11 protein-coding genes are annotated in these 15,410 nt (G+C 76.3%); 4 read left to right on the top strand and 7 right to left on the bottom strand.

What is annotated here, in order from left to right; genetic code table 11:
* The first annotated feature begins 267 nt into the window (after nucleotides 1-267).
* The 3 genes from ABTZ17_RS10475 to ABTZ17_RS10465 are packed head-to-tail and all read left to right on the top strand — an operon-like array spanning nucleotide 268 to nucleotide 2,377.
* A complete protein-coding gene (locus ABTZ17_RS10475) occupies nucleotides 268-645 on the top strand; it encodes an Mpo1-like protein (RefSeq protein WP_352195148.1) in 378 nt (125 codons plus the stop codon).
* 42 nt (nucleotides 646-687) lie between these two features.
* On the top strand, nucleotides 688-1,188 hold the full coding sequence (locus ABTZ17_RS10470; protein ID WP_352195147.1) for a Zn-ribbon domain-containing OB-fold protein: 501 nt from the start codon (nucleotides 688-690) through the stop codon (nucleotides 1,186-1,188).
* Nucleotides 1,178-2,377 (top strand): lipid-transfer protein, encoded by a 1,200-nt coding sequence (locus ABTZ17_RS10465; RefSeq protein WP_352195146.1) that lies wholly within the window; start codon nucleotides 1,178-1,180, stop codon nucleotides 2,375-2,377. The genes ABTZ17_RS10470 and ABTZ17_RS10465 overlap by 11 nt, the downstream gene beginning before the upstream one ends.
* 300 nt (nucleotides 2,378-2,677) lie before the next feature.
* Here ABTZ17_RS10465 and ABTZ17_RS10460 read toward each other — a convergent pair whose 3' ends face one another.
* Genes ABTZ17_RS10460 through ABTZ17_RS10445 form a run of 4 tightly spaced genes read right to left on the bottom strand, consistent with a single transcriptional unit; the run spans nucleotide 2,678 to nucleotide 7,043 of the window.
* On the bottom strand, nucleotides 2,678-3,313 hold the full coding sequence (locus ABTZ17_RS10460) for a GTP-binding protein (protein ID WP_352195145.1): 636 nt from the start codon (nucleotides 3,311-3,313) through the stop codon (nucleotides 2,678-2,680).
* Nucleotides 3,294-3,773, bottom strand: coding sequence for a DUF742 domain-containing protein (locus ABTZ17_RS10455; RefSeq protein WP_352195144.1), 480 nt, complete (start codon nucleotides 3,771-3,773; stop codon nucleotides 3,294-3,296). Before ABTZ17_RS10455 ends, ABTZ17_RS10460 begins: the two co-directional genes overlap by 20 nt.
* A 10-nt stretch (nucleotides 3,774-3,783) precedes the next feature.
* Nucleotides 3,784-4,224, bottom strand: coding sequence for a roadblock/LC7 domain-containing protein (locus ABTZ17_RS10450; RefSeq protein ID WP_352195143.1), 441 nt, complete (start codon nucleotides 4,222-4,224; stop codon nucleotides 3,784-3,786).
* Complete coding sequence (locus ABTZ17_RS10445) at nucleotides 4,221-7,043, bottom strand: sensor histidine kinase (protein WP_352195142.1); 2,823 nt, start codon at nucleotides 7,041-7,043, stop codon at nucleotides 4,221-4,223. Before ABTZ17_RS10445 ends, ABTZ17_RS10450 begins: the two co-directional genes overlap by 4 nt.
* A 317-nt stretch (nucleotides 7,044-7,360) precedes the next feature.
* On the opposite strand from ABTZ17_RS10445, the gene ABTZ17_RS10440 reads away from it, so the two are divergent.
* The gene (locus tag ABTZ17_RS10440; protein WP_352195141.1) at nucleotides 7,361-7,882 is read left to right on the top strand and encodes a hypothetical protein; all 522 of its coding nucleotides are present in this window, start codon (nucleotides 7,361-7,363) and stop codon (nucleotides 7,880-7,882) included.
* Nucleotides 7,883-8,067: 185 nt separating this feature from the next.
* Here ABTZ17_RS10440 and ABTZ17_RS10435 read toward each other — a convergent pair whose 3' ends face one another.
* From ABTZ17_RS10435 to ABTZ17_RS10425, 3 genes are all read right to left on the bottom strand, one after another.
* Entirely contained in the window at nucleotides 8,068-12,711 is a 4,644-nt protein-coding gene (locus tag ABTZ17_RS10435) for a hypothetical protein (RefSeq protein WP_352195140.1), read from the bottom strand.
* 82 nt (nucleotides 12,712-12,793) lie between these two features.
* Nucleotides 12,794-13,738: a hypothetical protein gene (locus tag ABTZ17_RS10430; RefSeq protein WP_352195139.1), complete on the bottom strand. Its 945-nt coding sequence runs from the start codon at nucleotides 13,736-13,738 to the stop codon at nucleotides 12,794-12,796.
* 112 nt (nucleotides 13,739-13,850) lie between these two features.
* On the bottom strand, nucleotides 13,851-15,356 hold the full coding sequence (locus tag ABTZ17_RS10425; protein ID WP_352195138.1) for a hypothetical protein: 1,506 nt from the start codon (nucleotides 15,354-15,356) through the stop codon (nucleotides 13,851-13,853).
* Nucleotides 15,357-15,410: the final 54 nt, after the last annotated feature.

Genomic DNA, 15,410 nt, shown 5'->3' with positions numbered 1-15,410 from the left:
GGGGGCGGCCGGGGGGGGGGGGGGGCCCGCTGCGCGGGGCCTTCTCCCCGCCCCGCCCCTTCCCGATACCGGGGCTACGCCCCGGACCCCTTCGGGGGCTCCGCCCCCGGACCCCCGCGCCTCAATCGCCGGCGAGGCTGGAATTGCGCCCCCGGCGGGGCTGGGGTGTGCCTCCGGCGGGGCTGGCATTGCCTCCGGTGGAGACCGGACGTGCCCCGGCTGCCGGGGCTGTTCACGTGCGGCGCGTGCGTCGGTAGCTTGCCCCTCATGACGGAGAAGAGTGAGGGACGGGCGTTCGGCTCGTACGAGGAGTTCTGGCCCTACTACGTGGCCATGCACTCCAAGGCGGCCACGCGGTGGGTGCATCTCGTGGGGACGTTGACCGGGGTGGCGGTGACGGCCTACGGGCTGGCGCGGGGGCGGCGGCGGTACGCGTTGGCCCTGCCGGTGCTCGGGTACGGGGCGGCCTGGCCGGCGCACTTCCTGATCGAGGGGAACAATCCGGCGACCTTCGGGCATCCGCTGTGGTCGCTGCGCGGGGACGCGCAGATGATCCGGATGATGCTCGCCGGGCGGGACGCCGAGCTCGCGGAGACCGCCGCCAAGTGGCTCGCGGCGGAAGGGGAGCCCGTGGCAGACTTCTGACGTTCCGTCAGAAGTTGTTTCCACGGCGGCCCTGGAGGGGTCTTGGCGCGCACACGCACACCGGTCGTGGCCGGATGGTTCACCGAAGCACCCGAGTCGGACGCCGCGTTCCGGCTGTTGGGGACCCGCTGCGCGGCCTGTGGCGCCGTGTTCTTCCCGCGCGAGGACTCCTTCTGCCGGGATCCCCGCTGCGCGGGTACCGAGCTGACGGAGGTGCCGCTGTCGCGGCGGGGCACGGTGTGGTCCTACACCGACGGCCGGTACCGGCCGCCCGCGCCGTACCTCTCCGACCCGGCCGTGCCCTGGGAGCCGTACACCCTGCTCGCGGTGGAGCTGGCGGCCGAGCGGATCATCGTGCTCGGGCAGGCGGCTCCCGGGGTGACGGTGGCGGACCTCGCGGTGGGGATGACGGTCGAGGCCGTGCCCGGGGTGCTGGGCGAGGACGCGGAGACCGTGTGGACCACCTGGCACTTCCGGCCGGTGGCGGACCCGTCCGAACGGGAGACCGCGGGCGGTCGGGACGGGGGCGGTCGTGGGCGCTGACGTGGCGGTCCTCGGGGTCGGCATGCACCCCTGGGGCAAGTGGGGCCGGAACTTCGTCGAGTACGGCACCGTCGCGGCCCGCGCCGCGCTCGCCGACGCCGGCCTGGACTGGACCGACGTGCAGTCCGTGGTCGGGGCGGACACCGTCCGCTGCGGATACCCGGGGTACGTGGCCGGAGCCAGCTTCGCGCGGGCACTCGGCTGGCAGGGCGCCCGGGTGACCAGCGTGTACGCCGCCTGTGCCTCCGGGGCCCAGGCGGTGGGCGCGGCCCGGGCCCAGATCCTCGCCGGCCTCGCGGACGTGGTGCTGGTGGTGGGGGCCGATTCCGCGCCCAAGGGCTTCTTCGCGCCGGCGGGCGGGGACCGGCCCGACGATCCGGACTGGATCCGGTTCCGGGCGCTCGGCGCCACGAACCCGGCCTACTTCGCGCTGTACGCCCGCCGCCGCATGGCCCTGTACGGGGACACCCCCGAGGACTTCGCGCTGGTCAAGGTGAAGAACGCGGCGGCCGGGGCCGCCAACCCGAACGCCCGGTACCGCAAGGCGGTCAGTGCCCGGGAGGTGGCGGAGTCCGCCGTGGTGGCGGACCCGCTGCGGCTGCTCGACATCTGCGCCACCTCCGACGGGGCGGCGGCCGTGGTCCTGTGCAGCACGGACTTCGCGCGGTCGCGGGGGGTCGCGGACCCGGTGCGGATCCGGGCGGTGTCCACGATCACCCCGCAGTACCCCAGGACCGTCCCCGACCTCCCGGACATCGGCACCGATCCCGCGCCCCCGTCCGGGCCGGTCCCCGGGAGCTTCCGGTCCTCCCTGGCCCGGGACGCCTACGAGGAGGCGGGGCTGGGGCCGGAGGAGCTGTCCCTGGCGGAGGTGTACGACCTGTCCACGGCCCTGGAACTGGAGTGGTACGAGGACATCGGGCTGTGCGCGGAGGGCGAGGGGGCCAAGCTGCTCCGGGAGGGCGCCACCGGGCCCGGCGGGCGGATCCCGGTCAATCCGAGCGGCGGACTGGCCTCCTTCGGGGAGGCCGTGCCCGCCCAGGCCCTGGCCCAGCTGTGCGAGCTGACCTGGCAGCTGCGGGGCACCGCGGGGGCCCGGCAGGTGCCGGGGGCGCGGGCCGGGTTGGCCGCGAACCAGGGGCTGTTCGGGCACGGCTCGGCGATCGTCGCGGTGGCGGGGGCCCGGTGACGGCGCGCGCCCGCACGAGAGCCCCGGGGCACGCTCCGGGGCGGCGCGGCGGGCGCCCCGGAGTGGCCGGGATGCGGCGGCCGACCCGTGTGCGCGGAACCGACCGTTGTGCGAGTGCTTGACGCCTGTTCACGGCAGGTGAACACTGCCTCCACAGTCCACGGGCCCACATCGGGCACCCGGAGCTGTGGCCCCCCACGAGAGCCGCGGCCCGTACCCCAGTCGGCGGGGGTACGGGCCGCATCCCCACGGCCGCGCCGGGCCGGACCGGCACCTGCGCGGTTCCGTGGGGGGGACCCCTCAGACGCGGGCCGGACGGCGCCGGGCGCGGGACACGGAGAGGGCGTGCTCGACCACTCCGACCAGCACCTCCTTGACGGATTCCCGGGACCGGGCGTCGCACAGCAGCAGCGGCACGTGCGGGTCCAGGTCGAGGGCCCGGCGGACGGTGTCCACCGCGTGCCGTTCGGCGCCGTCGAAGCAGTTCACGGCGACCAGGAAGGGGATCGCGCGCCGCTCGAAGTAGTCCACGGCGGCGAAGCAGTCCTCCAGGCGCCGGGTGTCGGCGAGGACCACGGCGCCGAGGGCGCCCTGGGCCAGCTCGTCCCACAGGAACCAGAAGCGGTTCTGCCCGGGGGTGCCGAACAGGTAGAGGACCAGGTCCTCGCGGAGGGTGATCCGGCCGAAGTCCATGGCCACGGTGGTGGTGTCCTTCGCCTCCACCCCGCCGGTGTCGTCCACCGGGCGGCCCGCCTCGGAGAGGCGTTCCTCGGTGCGGAGCGGGCGGATCTCGCTGACGGCGCCGACGAGGGTGGTCTTGCCCACCCCGAAGCCGCCCGCCACCAGGATCTTCAGGGCCAGCGGCTCCACCGGCCGGGACGTGTGCGTGCCTGTGCCGCCGACGGCGGTCAGCCGGCTAGAGCGCCCGAAGGCCATCGATCACCTCGCGGAGTACGGATTCGTCGGGCAGTTCGGCCGGGGGGACCGGCCGGGTGACGTGGACGAGGTCCTCCTCGGCCAGGTCACCGATCAGCACCCGGACCACGCCCACCGGCAGGTCCAGTCCGGCCGCGAGCTCCGCGACCGACTGGGGCCGGGCCAGGCAGAGCCCGAGGATGTGGGCGTGCTCCGGGGACAGGACCTGGTCCCAGACCGGGTCCTCGGCGGCCGGTTCGGCCACCACCAGGGCGATCAGGTCGAGGCGGTGGCTGCCGGTGTGGCCGGTGCGGCCCCGGGTCATCGCGTAGGGGCGGACCACGGGCCCGGCTTCGTCGTCGAACCAGTGGGCGGGCTCCCCCGCCTCGGACGGGTCGCCGGGGAGCCCGCCGACCGGTTCGGCGGGGGCCTCGGGGCCGTGCGGGCCGTGGTCCGGCCGGCCCTGACCTGATGCGCTCATGCGGTCCGACTCACCCGCCGGCGGGCAGTCCGGTGCGCGGCGCGGTCGCCAGGTGGTCGCCGACGCGCTTGACCATGAGGGTCATCTCGTAGGCGACCTGGCCGACGTCGGAGTCGGCGTCGGCGAGCACGGCCAGGCAGCTGCCGTCTCCGGCGGCGGTGACGAAGAGGAAGGCGTCCTCCAGCTCCACGACGGTCTGGCGGACCTGTCCGGCGTCGAAGTGGCGGCCCACGCCCTTGGCGAGGCTGTGGAAGCCGGAGGCGACGGCGGCGAGGTGTTCGCTGTCCTCCCGGGTGAGGGCCTTGGAGCTGCCGGTGGCGAGGCCGTCCCCGGAGAGGACGACGGCCTTGCGTATGCTGCCGACCCGGTCGACGAGTTCGTCCAGGAGCCAGTTGAGGCGGCCCGGTGCGTGGCTGCCTGCGTCGTGCCCTGTGGTCTGCGGTGCGGTCATCGACCGTCCCCCTCCGGTTCGGTTCCTGGTGCGTTCCGGCCGTCTTCGCGGCCGTCGGTGCGTGAGCGGCCGGTGCCGTTCCGGCTTTCGGGTCCGGTGCCGGCCGCGGCGGGGCCGCCGGGGCCGGAGGTGGTGCCGTGTTCGCGGCGGGCCGCCGTCCAGCCGCGTTGCAGGGCCGACATGCGGCTGCGCACCTCTTCGGCGTCGCGGTCCTCGGCGGGGGCCGTCGAGCGGACAGGCCGGTCGGCCGGGGCGGTCTTGAGCTGCGGGGCGAGGCTTGCCTGGCGGACGCGACGGGGCAGACCGCCGATCGTGCCGGGGCCGCTGCCCGCCGACGGCCGGGCCTCGGCGGGGCGCTCGGTGCCCGGGGCGGCCCGGGTGGGGCGGACGGTGTCCTCGGCGGCGGGACGCACCACCGTCACGGGGCGCATCCCGACGCGACGGCCGTGGTCGGCCACGAGGGTCGGGGTGCGGCGGCGGCGCGGCAGCGGGGCCGGCTCGCCGGAGCGGACCTCGTCCTCCTCCGCGAGCTCCGCCGGGCGGGGGGCGGAGGGTCGGACCGGGCCGGTGGGGGCCGCGGGGGTGCGCGGGACGTGCTCGGAGGGGTCGACTCCGCGCGGGCCGGGCAGGTCGCGGCCGGAGCCGAGGACTCCGCCGCGGGGCCGGACCGAGAAGCCGTCGAGGCCGGGGATGGGGCCGAGGAGGCCCTCGTCCAGCGCGTCGGGGCCGTCCGCGGCGGCCGGACCGTCCTCGCGGCGGCCCAGGCCCAGGACGCCGACGGGGGCCTCCAGTTCGACGGGGCCGTCCAGGGGGGCGTCGAGGGCGGGGGCGGGGCCGGGCCGGCCCTGGGCGGGCACGCCGGTGAGGCCGGGGCGGCCCGCGCCGGCGGCGCCGTCCAGCCGGAAGCCGGCGCCGTCGGTCTCCGGGGCCTCGGTGAGCAGGCCGGCAGGGAGGAAGACCACGGCGGTGGTGCCGCCGTACGGGGAGGGCTGGAGGGACACCCGGACCCCGTGGCGGCGGGCCAGCCGGCTGACCACGAAGAGGCCGAGCCGGTCGGTGTCGGAGAGTTCGAACTCGGGGGTCTCGGCCAGGCGGAGGTTGGCGTCGAGGAGGGCTTCGGCGTTCATGCCGAGGCCGCGGTCGTGGATCTCCAGGGTGAAGCCGTTGGCCACCCGCTGCCCGTGCACCTGCACGGCGGTGTGCGGGGGCGAGAACACCGTGGCGTTCTCCAGGAGTTCAGCGACGAGGTGGGTGACGTCGGCGACGGCGGGGCCGGTGATGCCGATCCGGGGCAGTCGCCGCACCTCGATGCGCTCGTAGTCCTCGACCTCGGCCACGGAGGCGCGGACCACGTCCATCAGCTGGACGGGGCGCCGCCACTGGCGGGAGGGGGCGGCGCCGGAGAGGATCACCAGGCCCTCGGCGTGCCGGCGCATGCGGGTGGTCATGTGGTCGAGGCGGAAGAGGTCGGCGAGCTCCTCGGTGTCCTCGGTGCGCCGCTCCATGGTGTCGAGCAGGGTCAACTGCCGGTGCAGGAGGACTTGGTTGCGTCGGGCGAGGTTGACGAAGACCTCGGAGACCCCGCGGCGCATCTCGGCCTGCTTGACGGCGGCTTCCACGGCGGCCCGCTGGAGGGTGTTGAGGGCCTGGCCGACCTGGCCGACCTCGTCCTTCTCGTACTCCAGGCGGGGGGCCTCGGTCTCCACGTCCACCTGTTCGCCCGCGGCGAGGCGCCGCATCACGGCGGGCAGTCGGACGCCGGAGACCTCGTGGGCCTCCTTGCGGAGCCGGGAGAGGTCGCGGATCAGTTCGCGGCCGACGCGCACCGACAGGAAGAGGGAGAAACCGAGGGCGAGGAAGCCCAGGACGGCGGTGGCGACGGCCCGGAGGACCACGCCGCGGGCCACCGGGGCCACCCGGTCCTGGTAGCGGTCGCCGGCGGCGGTGCCCATCTCGGCGAGGTCGTCGAGGACGCGGCCGGCGGTCTCGTCCCACTGGGCGGCGGTCAGGCCGCGGGGCCGCTGGGTGCCGGCCGCGGCGATGACCCGCTCCTCGGCGTCGCGCAGCGGCTGGGTGACCGGGCCGCGCCAGTACTGCTCGAAGAGGGTGCGGTCGGCGGCGGGCAGGATGCCGAGGTTGAACTCGTACAGCAGGGCGCGGTTGGCGGCGTAGTCGGAGACCAGCCGGGCGTCCTGGGCGCCGACGTTGCGGGCGGCGAGGGCGGCGGCGATGACGGCGTCCTCGCGGGAGAGGACCTCGCGCGCGCGGGTGATGCCGACGAGGGCGCGGCCCTGCTTGTCCATCTCGACGTTCTCCAGCGCGTGGAGGTTCATCAGGAAGGCGTAGCAGGGGTCGACGAGCCGGTTGTACAGCTCCAGGGCCTGGGCGGGCTCCAGTTCGGTGCGGTCCACGGAGCGGCGCAGGGACTCGATGCCGTCCAGGGCCTCCAGGATCGACTCCAGCCGGCGGGCCGAGTCGTCGGAGAGCTCTTCGGCGACCTCGGGGTCGCGGGCGTCGGCGCTGAGGGTACGGACGATCCGGTCGGTGTCCTCGCGGCGGCGGGTCAGCTCGGTGGACGCCTGGGAGGTGCGCGGGTCGCCGAGGAGGACGAGGGTCTGGCGGCGCTCCTTCTGGATGGCGCGGGCCACGTCCTCGATCGGGTAGCCGACCTTCTCGATGACGTAGGCGACGTCGAGGAGCTGGGCCGCCTCACGACCCGTCAGGACCGTGGAGAATCCCCAGAGCGCGGACAGGGAGAGCAGCGGCACGAGCAGCAGCGCCACGATCTTCCGGCGGATGGACTTCCCGCGAAAGCGCATGGCCTCCCCCAGCTCAACCCCCGCCTGCGGGGTCGGTGTTCCGTCAATAAACGGCGTGAGCCTACTACTGCCCCGGAACCAACTCGAAGGGGTGTCCGGACGTTTTCGGCCTCACCCCCGGACGAAGATCACGAGTTGTCCGATAGCTCCCGTCACGAGCGGCCCGAAATGTGTCACATGACACCTGGTGCGGCCTCGGTTCCCCGACTCCGGCAGTTGGCTGGAATTATGCGTTCCGCGGGAATCTCCGGGGGCACTCGTGCGTCTATCAGTGCAGGGGCGGCGTGGGGAGCCGCAGGCTGGGGAGTGAACGGACCATGGGCAGGGAGAAGTTCGGCGCCGCAAGGACGGCGGAGAACGGACCGGAGCACGGGCAGGACCGCGGACCGGAGCGCGCGTACCGCTCGGGGACCTCGCGCGACGGATCGGGGGGCGCCGAGGGCGTGCCCCGGGAGCCGGGCCCCGCGCGGGCTCCGTTGTGGGTGGAGGAGCCGGTCGGGCGGCGCAGGATGCCCGATCCGGTGCGCAAGGCGGCGGTGCGGGCCGTGCTGCTGGTGTCGGTGATGTTGATGGCCGGCTCGACGGCCTTCTACCTGGCGGTCGCCGGGTCCTGGCTGGCCTTCCCGATGGTGGTCTCGGCCGTCGCCGCCACCGTCGTGGCCACCTGGGGCGTGCTGGACGTGTGGATCACGCGCCAGGCGTGGCACCAGCGGTACGGCGTGATCTCGGTGCCCGCCAGCACCGCCCGGCGGCTGCGCCGGGAACGGCGTCGGGCCCGACGGGCCGCCCGCACAGCGCAGCGCGGCGGGAAGCTGGGCCGGGCCCGCACCGCGGGCTGAGAGGTGGGCGGGAGCCCGAGACCGGTTCACCCGCGGCCGGACCGTCCCGTCCGGACCCACCCGTCCGGGGCCGGGCACCGGCCGCCCGGTGGGTGCCGGCACGGGCCGTCCCGCCGGCGGGTGTGCCCCGGCGCGCGGCCGGGCCGGGGGGTCGGCTCCGGGTGTGCCGGCCCGCCCGAGGGGGCTCAGTCCCGCTCGGGGGTCCCTGCGCCCGCCCGGTCCTCCGTGCCGACGGCCGCGGCCGGCCCCCGGCGGAACATCCGGGTGGCGGTGATCTCGCCGTGCACCTTCTCGCCCTCCGGGTCGGGCTGCGGCAGCCCCGGGCGCAGGTGCTCCTCCACGCTGATGTACTTCAGGCCGGCCCGCAGGTCGGCGTCGTTGCGGAGCCGGATGACGAGCGGGAACTCCGCCAGGGCCGTGGTGTCGAAGAGGCCCGTGGTGTAGAGCAGCTGCACGCCGAGGGCGTCGGACACGGCCCGCTGGAGTTCCAGCAAGTAGGTGGCGTTGGCTCGGCCGATCGGGTTGTCCAGGAAGAGCGTGCCCGCGTGCCGGTGCCGGTCGCGGCCGCGGTCGTTGCTGCGGAGCGCGGCCATGGTGCAGTACAGGGCGATGGCGGCGGTGAGGAGCTGGCCGCCGGAGAAGACGTCGCCCATCTGCCCGACCGGGACCCGCTCCGCGCGGAGGACGGCGTCCGGCTTGAGGATCTCCACGGCGATCCCGCGGGGCTCCAGGGCCGCCTGCACCCCGCGCAGCAGCAGGGACATGCCGTCGCGGCGGCCCTCGCCGAAGGCGGTGTTGCGGCGGACGGCGGACCGAGTGGCCTCGTCGATGACCTCGCCGAGCCGTTCGGTGAGGGTGGCCTGGTCGGGCTCCTCGAAGCGGATCCGGAGGAACTCCTGCCCGGACCACTCCCCCAGGCCCTCCGGGAGCCGGGACAGCCGCTGGGCGGAACGCAGCGTGGCCAACGCGGACTCCACCAGGCCGCGGAGCCGGTCCACGATGCTGTCGCGGTTGCGCTCCAGCTGGGCCAACTCGTCGGTGAGGACCCGCAGCCGGGGCGCGAAGGCCGCGGCCCAGGCGGCGGCGTGCTCGGGCAGGGCGGCCGCGGGCAGTTCGCGGATCTGCTGCCGGGCCGGGGTGCGGACCTGTTCGTAGCGGGTGGAATTGGCGTGCCGGACCAGCACGTCGGAGGCCTCGCGGACGGCGGCCTCGGCGGCGGACAGGTCGGCGGCGCAGCCGCGCAGGGAGCGGCGGGCCTCGGCCGCGGACCGGCGGGCCTCCTCCAGGCTGCCCGGGTACGGGCCGGGCTCCTGCTCCTCGTCCTCCTGGTGCTGGTCCCGGAGCAGGTCGCGCAGGAGGGCGGCGGTCTCGTCGAAACCGCCCGCGCCGTCCTCGGCGGTGCGGTGGGCGCGCAGGAGCTCGGCGTGGGCGGCCTTGGCGGTCTCCACGGCCGCGCTGTGCGAGGCGAGTCGGGCGGAGGCGGCACGGAGCAGGGACTGGGCCTGCGCCACGTCGGCGGGGACCCCGTCCTCGGGGAGTTCGGTGTGGGCGCCGCCGTCGGCGGGGGCGAGGCGTTCGGCCTCGCCGCGGAGCCGGCCGAGCTGCTCGCTGGCGGCGGTGGCGCGGGTCTCCAGGAGCTGTACCTGCGCCTCGGCGCGGGCGGCGGCGGCCTGGCGGGAGGGGCCGTCGGCGCCGTCGGTGCCTTCGAGGAGCTGCGCGGCGCGGGTGCGGACCTTGTTGGAGAGCCGGTCGAGCTCGGCGGTGGCGGCGCTCTCGTCGCTCTCCGCGCGGGCCTGCTCGGCGCGCAGGTCGGCGCCGACGCCGACCTTCTCGTACAGGCGGGAGGCGGAGCGGTAGGCCTCGCGGAGGGCGGGCAGGGCGGTGCGGGGGGCGTCCGCGGGCCTCTCGGGGAGCGGATCGGGGGCCCCGGCGATCTCGGCGCGCTCGGCGCGCAGGGCGCGGGCGGTGCGGCGGGCGTCGTCGGCGGCCCGCTGGGCGGCCCGGCGGTCCTCGTCGGCGGCGCGGGCGCGGTCGAGGCAGACCTCGGCGCGGGCCTCGGACTCGGTCGCCTCGTCGGCGAGTTCGCGCAGGCGGACCTGCCAGCCGGCGCGTTCGCGGAGCCGGAAGGCGAGTCCGGCGAGGGCGTCGGCGGAGCGGCGGGCGCGCTGGGCGGTCTCCTGCCGTTCGTCGCGGACCCGGGCGGCGTCGGCGGCCGACTCCTCGGCTTCGGCGCGGACGGCGCGGGTCTCGGCGAGTTCGGCCTCGGTCTCCTCGGCGAAGGCGGCGGCGGCCTCGGCGGCGGCGGCGAGTTCGGCGAGGCGGCCGGCCGGGCAGCCGGTGCGCCAGGAGGCGAGGCGGGCGGCGAGGGCGCGGTCCCCGGCGAGGCGGGCGGCGAGGTCCCGGATCCCGGTGTCGCGGGCGGCGGCGCGCTCGCGCAGGGCCTGGCGTTCCTCGTCGGCGGCGTGCTCGTCGTGCATGGCCGGGTTCGGCGGGACGAGGAAGACGCCGGTGTCGGTGCCGGTGTCCGCGGCCGGTACCGGGGCGAGGAGGGCGGCGGCGGTGCCGACGGCCACGGCGGAGCGGGGCAGCAGCGCGGCGGCGGCCAGGACCTCGCGGGCCCGGGCGTGGCTGTCGGGGTCGGTGATGATGACGCCGTCGACGAGCTCGGGGCGGGCTGCGAGGACGGCCGCGTGGTCGGCGGGGGCCACGGACTGGGCGAGGTAGCGCCAACCGGGCAGGGCCGGGATGCCGTGCTCGCCGAGGTGTTCGACGGTGGCGAGGACGTCGGGGCCGGGCGGCAGCAGGCCACCGTCGCCGAGGGCGCCGAGGATGCGGGCGTCGTCCGCGGCGGCGGTGCGCAGTTCGAAGAGTCGCCGCTCGGCCGTGGTGACCTGACCGTCGAGGAGTCCGCGCAGTTCCTCGGCGGCGCGGTCGAGGTCCTCCGCGGTCAGGGGGGCGTCCTCGGCCCCGGGCTCCGGGGCGGTCGTGGGCAGACCGAGGAGTTCCGCGAGGCGGGTCTCGGCGGCGAGGGCGGCGGCGGTGCGACGTTCGCCCTCGTGGGCGGTGCCGGCGGCGCGGGCGGCGTCGGCGGCGCGGGCCGCGGTGAGTTCGGCGCGGTTCTCGGCGGCGGCGGCCTCGCGGGCGGTCTCGGCGGTGCGGCGGGCGGCCTCGCGGGCCTCGTCCCAGGCGGCGACGGCGGTCTTCTCCGCATCGCTGGCGGCGAGGGCGGCACGGGCCGGGTCGGCGTCGGGGGCGGTGTCGTCGAGCCAGCCGGCGCGGACGGCCTCGGCGGTCTCGGCCTCGACCTCGGCGAGCCGCTGGCGCAGGTGTTCGGCCTCGCTGCGGGCCCGCTGGGCACCGGTGGCGGCGGCGGTGGCGTCCCGGTGGGCGTCCTCGGCGGCGCTCTGGAGGGCGGTGGACCGCTCCTCCTCCTCGTTGGCGACCTCCTCGCCCTCCTCGGCGGCGGTGTGCAGGGCGCGGACCAGGTCGGCCGCGGCGGCGGCCCGGGCGGCGAGGGCGGGGGCGGCGTCCCGTTCCGCCTCACGGATGGCGGCGGCGACGCGGGCCGAGCGGTCGGCGGCGGCGCGGTGGCGGAGCACGGCCTCGGCGGCCTGCCAGGCGGCGGCGAGGGTACGGGCGTCGGCGAGCTCCCGCTTCTGCGCGGCGGCGGCCTTCTCGGCCCCGCCCAGGGCCAGGGAGGCGTGCCGGTAGGCGAGTTCGGCGGCGATCAGGGAGCTGCGGCCGCGGGCGCCCTCGGCTTCGGTGACCTGGTGGGCGGCGGCGGTGACCCGCTGGGCGAGGTCGGCGGCGAGGCCGCGTTCCCCGGCGGCGCGGGCGGAGAGCCGGCGGGCCAGGGCGCGGGTGCGGCGTTCGGCGCCCGCGTGGACGTCGCGGGTGCGGGCGCGGGCCGCGCCGCCGTCGACGATGCGGGTGAGGAGGTCCACGGACCCGGCGGTGAACTCGCGTTCGGCGATGAGTTCGGCGCGGCGGCCGAGCTTGTTGCCGAAGCCGTGCACGAGGTCGGCGAGGCCGTCGGTGTCGCGGGTGTCGGTGACGGCGCGGAGCAGCAGGTCGGTGAAGTCGGAGTCCTTCTTGACCGCGAACAGGCCCGCGGCCTCGCCCTCGTCGGCGTTCATCTCGCGCTGGTAGCGGAAGAGTTCGGGGTCGAGTCCGAGGTCGCCGAGGTGTTCGTTCCAGCGGTCGTGGATCTCTTCCCAGAAGACGTCGAGGTGCGGGTACGCCTTGCCCGCCTCGGTGACGGCGTCGCGGAAGCCCTTCATGGTGCGGCGGCGGCCCCGGGCCGCGGAGGCGCCCTCGACGAGGGGGCGGACGCCCTGGGACTCGGCCACCGGCAGGGAGTCCAGGCTGAGCCCGGGGCCGGGGCGGAAGGAGTACCAGGCTTCCGCGAACTTCCGCGGGTCGTTGGAGACCTGGCGGCCGCGCCATTCGCTGACCTTGCCGACGACCACGCACTCGCCGGTGAGGGTGTGCTGCCACTCCAGGGCGACGTGGCCGCAGTCCTCGGCGAGGAGGAACTTGCGGAGCACGCCGGAGCTGGCCCCGCCGAGGGTGTTGCGGTGGCCCGGCAGCATCACCGAGAAGATCAGCTTGAGCAGGACGGACTTGCCGCCGCCGTTCTCCAGGAACAGCACGCCGGCCGGGGCCGGGCGCCGCGGCGGGCCGGTGGGCTCGCTCTCGAAGAACTCCGCCTGCTGGGGCGCCGGGTGGGGCACCGGGGCGCCGACGCCGCGCAGGTCCAGCACGGTGTCGGCGTAGCGCGCACCGGCGGGTCCGATGGAGTAGAGGCGGATCCGGGACAGCTCGTACATGGCGGCGGACTCTCGTGGTGTCTTCGGTGACGGCAGGCGGTGCGGGACTCCCCGGGCGCGGTACGGGCCCCGGGGAGGCGGGTCAGGAGTGGAAGGGCAGTCCGGCGTCGGCGGCCAGGTCCAGGTCGTCGCCCTCGGGGGGCGGCAGCAGGGTGGCCGTGCCGTCCGTCACGGACACCACGCCCAGTTCGAGGAGTTCGGCCAGGGCGGCGCTGCCGGCCATGTCCCGGACCTGGAGCTGGTAGCGGGGGGTGGTCCGGTAGGTGCCGCCGCCTTCGTCGCCGGTGCGCTGGAGGAAGCCGGAGTCGGTGAGGAAGGCCACGGCCTTGCCGACGATGCCGGTGGTGGAGCCGGCGAGGCGGCGGGCGTCCTTGGTGGCGCCGGTGGCGCTGCGCCGGGCGTAGACCCGCCAGGCGGCCTCCAGTCCGGGGGCGCCGGTGGTCGGGTCGGTGTTCTCGCCCTGTTCGGCGGCGCGTTCCTCCAGGCGGCGGCAGGCCTGGCGGACGAATCCGTCGACGCCGTGCACGCTGATCCGGCCGATGTAGCCGTCGTCGGCGAGGTCCTCGGGGCGGGGGAAGGCCAGGGCGGCCACGGCCAGGTGGGCCAGTCCGTGGAGGAAGCGGTCCCCGGAGTCGGCGGCGGCGCGACGCGCGTAGTCGCCCATGCGGACGGCGAAGACGGAGTCCTCTCCGGCGGTGACGGCCATGCCCGCGCGCGGGGAGACCTCCAGGACGACCAGGCCGAGACCGGTGGCCACGGCGTCGGCGAGGCGGGCGAAGGCGGTGTCCTCGCGGTAGCGGCGCAGCAGTTCGGCGTACTCGGCGTCGCGGGCGGGCAGCAGCTTGGGCTGGAGGCCGAAGGAGACCAGCCGGGCGGCGTCGGCGGCGTCGGCGGGGGTCACCGGTCCGGCGGGGCCGGTGCCGCCGGCGGTCGCCGGGGCGGCGCCGGCGGCGGGCGTGGTCGCGGCGGGACCGGGGGTGGTCCCGGGCTCGCTCCACGCGGGGTGCTCGGCGTGGTCCTCGCTCACGGCTGCTGGTCCTCGGCTTTCGTCAGGGGGTTCGGTGCGGGTGCTGGGGTGGGCGCGGCGGTGCCCGCGGGTGCGGCGCCGGTCGGGGTGGCGGGCCGGGCGGGGCGGCGGCTCACACGGCTTCCGTGCGGTCGGCGGCCATCCCGGCCGCGTCGAGCAGGGCGGTGCCGACGATCAGGTCGGCGCCGCCGAACTCCGGGTCGTCGAGCTGCGTGCCGTCGTCCACGGCGAACAGGAGCCGCTCCTCGCCCTGCCGGTAGGCGGTGCCGACGGCGGGGCTCGCCGCGTGCACCGCGAGCAGCGCCACCAGGTAGGGCAGGTCCGCGTCGGCGCGGCGGGCCTCGGCGAGCAGCCCGGAGAGGCGGCGCGGGGCGTCGTGCGGGAGGGCGAGGAGTTCGAGGGCGGCGGCCAGCTGCTCCTCGCTGAACCGGCTGTCGTCGGGGGTGGCCACGAGGTCCGGTTCGGGCATCTCGGCGCCGAGGTGCTCGCGTTCCAGGGGCGGGGTCAGGAGCAGGTCGACGAGGTCTCCGACGCGCACCGAGCCGGGGGTGCGCAGGCCGGTGCCGCGGGCGAACCAGGCGTCGGTGACGCGGGCGGCGTCCTCGACGGGCAGCGGCAGCACAGGCGCGAGGAGCTGTCCGTACAGGTCGAGGCCGGTGCGCGCGGTGGGGGTGGCGAAGGCCTGCCGGTCCTGTTCGGCGCGGAACAGCGGCCCTGCGTCGAGCAGGCGGGACTGGAGCTGGGTATGGCGGCGGATGCAGTCCTTGACGATGTCGACGAGTTCGGCGGCGCGGCGCTTGTTGTCGGGGTCCTCGGCCTCGTCCCGGGCCTTGCGGATGTTGGTGAGGATGGCGTTCTCGTGGCGGTAGCGGTCGGCCACGTGCTCCAGGGCCTCGGCGATCATGTCCGGTACGGCCTGCAGCCAGTCCACCGCGCGGACGTTGCGGCGGGTGGCCTCCAGGGTGCGGCGGAGCGTCTCGGCGTACTGCACCGTCCGGTACCGGGCCTGCTCGGCGGCGAGCTGGGCGTCGGCGAGCCGGCCGCGGCTGATCAGCACCTCCAGCTTGACCTCGGCGGCGATCTGGGCGCTGGTGACGTCCGTGTCGAGGGCGCCGACGAGCACGTTGACGGCCTCGTCGGTGGTGCGCAGGTAGACCGCGCCGCCGTGGCCGGGCACCTCTTCGATGAGCTTGAAGTCGTAGTCGCGGCGCACGTAGACCCCGTCGGGGCCGAAGGTGCCGTAGACGGCGCGGAAGCCGCGGTCCACGCTGCCGACGTTGATCAGGTTCTCCAGGACCCAGCGGGCCACCCGTTCGTGCTCGGCGGCGGACCGGGCGGGGGCCTGCGCGGCGACGCGGGGCAGCAGGCGGGCCACTATCTGCTCGTGGTCGGCGCCGGTGTCGAAGTCCATGTGGAGGGTGACCAGGTCGATCGCGGCGAGGGCCACCTCGGCCATGGCGTAGACCCCGTACTCGCCGGCGAGGTTGGCCTTGCGGGTGTCGAGGTCGTGCAGGGGGGCGGTGCAGGCCAGGGCGCGCAGCCGGCGGGCCAGGCCCTCGTCGGCGGCCGGGCCCGGTGCCGGGGACGGAACGGTCTTCGCCGGTACAGCAAGGGTCACGACGGAAAGAGTAGGCGCTGCCGCGGACAACGACCCAAACGGCGGGATTCGTCC

It is taken from the genome of Streptomyces sp. NPDC097619, assembly GCF_040302735.1.
Taxonomy (GTDB): Bacteria; Actinomycetota; Actinomycetes; order Streptomycetales; family Streptomycetaceae; genus Streptomyces.
This window is presented reverse-complemented; position numbering and strand designations above follow the sequence as displayed.

Coding starts and splice junctions, on each gene's coding strand:
- ABTZ17_RS10475 (WP_352195148.1), top strand. CDS start 268: ATGACGGAGAAGAGTGAGGGACGGGCGTTCGGCTCGTACGAGGAGTTC.
- ABTZ17_RS10460 (WP_352195145.1), bottom strand. CDS start 3,313: ATGGCCTTCGGGCGCTCTAGCCGGCTGACCGCCGTCGGCGGCACAGGC.
- ABTZ17_RS10455 (WP_352195144.1), bottom strand. CDS start 3,773: ATGAGCGCATCAGGTCAGGGCCGGCCGGACCACGGCCCGCACGGCCCC.
- ABTZ17_RS10450 (WP_352195143.1), bottom strand. CDS start 4,224: ATGACCGCACCGCAGACCACAGGGCACGACGCAGGCAGCCACGCACCG.
- ABTZ17_RS10445 (WP_352195142.1), bottom strand. CDS start 7,043: ATGCGCTTTCGCGGGAAGTCCATCCGCCGGAAGATCGTGGCGCTGCTG.
- ABTZ17_RS10440 (WP_352195141.1), top strand. CDS start 7,361: ATGGGCAGGGAGAAGTTCGGCGCCGCAAGGACGGCGGAGAACGGACCG.
- ABTZ17_RS10435 (WP_352195140.1), bottom strand. CDS start 12,711: ATGTACGAGCTGTCCCGGATCCGCCTCTACTCCATCGGACCCGCCGGT.